We start from the raw sequence: 2,372 nt of genomic DNA on the forward strand, positions 1-2,372 counted from the left end.
GCGCGCCGGACGACGTGTTCGTCGGCGGCCAGCCTTCTATCATCAACAAGATCGAATCGGTTGCCGGTGGCGACAACTTCGAGAAGCTGACCCTCGGCGACAACTCGGTTACCACAACCGTGACCGATGAGCCGGGTACTGGCACGCCAGGCACCGACAACCAGGGCGACAAGGTCACCGTCACCATCGTCGGCAAAGGCGATGTCACCGAAGACCAGCAGCCCGCCTTCACCGTCAAGGTCAGCCAGAAGCTCGACCACGACCTGACCGTAACCCTGTCGAACGGCGACAAAGTCGTCATTCCAGCCGGTCAGACCGAAACCGAGTACAAAGCCAAAGCCCAGGGTGACGACGTCTTCAAGGATGGCGACACCCTGACTGTCGGCATCACCGATGCTGCAGTCGATGGCAAGGCCTTCGAGAACCTGGAGCTGGGCGGCAACGCCTCGGTACAGATCACCGACACCATCAGTGAAGTGGTCGCGACCCTCACCGCTGACAAGACCACCGTCACCGAAGGTGGCCAGATCACCTATACCGTGACCCTGACCAATGCCCAGGGCCTGTCGGTCACCGGCCACAACGGCCTGACCTTCACCCTGACCGATGGCACCAAAGTCACCATTCCGGCCGGCAGCGCCAGCGGCACCTTCACCATCACGGCCCCGGACGACGTGTTCGTTGGCGGTCAGCCTGCGATCGTCAACAAGATCGAAGGCGTCAGCGGCGCAGAAAACTTCGAGAAACTCACCCTCGGCGACAACACGCTCACCACAACCGTGACCGACGAGCCAGGCACCGGCACTCCAGGTACCGATAACCAAGGCGACAAGGTCACCGTCACCATCGTCGGCAACGGCAATGTCACCGAAGACCAGCAACCGTCGTTCACCGTCAAGGTCAGCCAGAAACTGGCGCAGGACCTGACCGTGACCCTGAGCAATGGCGACAAGGTCGTAATCCCCGCCGGTCAGACCCAGACCGAGTACAAGGCTGCCGCCCAGGGCGACGACGTGTTCAAGGATGGCAGCTCGCTGACCGTCGGCATCACCGATGCCGCAGTCACCGGCAAGACCTTCGAAAACCTGGAGCTCGGTGGCAACGCCACTGTGCAGATCACCGATACCATCAGTGAAGTCGTCGCGACCCTCACCGCCGACAAGACCACTGTGTCCGAAGGTGGCCAGATCACCTACACCGTGACCCTGACCAACGCCCAGGGTCTGTCGGTCACTGGTCACAATGGCCTGACCTTCACCCTGTCCGACGGTACCAAGGTCACCATCCCGGCAGGCAACGCTACCGGCACAGCCACCATCAATGCACCGGACGATGTGTTCGTCGGCGGCCAGGCGACCATCAGCAACAAACTGGTGACCGTCAGCGGTGCCGACAACTTCGAGAAACTGACCCTCGGCCAAGGTGAGGTGCAGACCTCCGTGACCGACGAGCCGGGCACTGGAACCCCGGGCACCGACAACCAGGGCGACAAGGTGTCCGTCACCATCGTCGGCAATGGCAATGTCACCGAGGACCAGCAGCCCTCGTTCACCGTCAAGGTCAGCCAGAAGCTTGGATACGACCTGACTGTCACCCTGTCCAACGGCGACAAGGTGGTGATCCCGGCCGGTCAGACTCAGACCGAGTACAAGGCTGCCGCCCAGGGCGACGACGTGTTCAAGGACGGCAGCTCGCTGACCGTCGGCATCACCGATGCGACGGTTCCGGGCCATACCTTCGAAAACCTGGAGCTGGGTGGCAATGCCACCGTGCAGATCACCGACACCATCAGTGAAGTCGTGGCCACCTTGTCCGCCGACAAGACCACCGTGTCCGAAGGCGGCCAGGTCACCTACACCGTGACCCTGACCAACGCCCAGGGCCTGTCGGTCACCGGCCACAATGGCCTGACCTTCACCCTCACCGATGGCACCAAGGTCAGCATCCCGGCCGGCAGCGCCACTGGCACCGCCACCATCAATGCGCCGGACGACGTGTTCGTCGGTGGTCAGCCGACCATCAGCAACAAGATCACCGGCGTCACCGGCGCGGACAACTTCGAGAAGCTGACCCTGGGTCAGAACGAAGTGAAGACCTCCGTCACTGATGAGCCGGGCTCGGGCACACCAGGCACCGGCAACCAGGGTGACAAGGTTTCGGTCACCATCGTCGGCAATGGCAACGTTACCGAAGACCAGCAACCGTCGTTCACCGTCAAGGTCAGCCAGAAACTGGCGCAGGACCTGACCGTGACCCTGTCCAACGGCGCCAAGGTGGTGATCCCCGCCGGCCAGACCCAGGTCGAGTACAAAGCCGCCGCCCAGGGCGACGACGTGTTCAAGGACGGCAGCTCGCTGACCGTCGGCATCACC

Annotated in this window: 1 protein-coding gene; it reads left to right on the forward strand. The window is 62.6% G+C overall.

Annotated elements, in window-relative coordinates; translation table 11 throughout:
• Positions 1–2,372 (forward strand): immunoglobulin-like domain-containing protein (locus ACQ4OD_RS26265; RefSeq protein ID WP_430945212.1); only part of this gene is annotated, 2,372 nt, incomplete at both ends.

Origin of the sequence: Pseudomonas sp. WC1 (genome assembly GCF_050586565.1) — a bacterium.
Taxonomy (GTDB): domain Bacteria; phylum Pseudomonadota; class Gammaproteobacteria; order Pseudomonadales; family Pseudomonadaceae; genus Aquipseudomonas.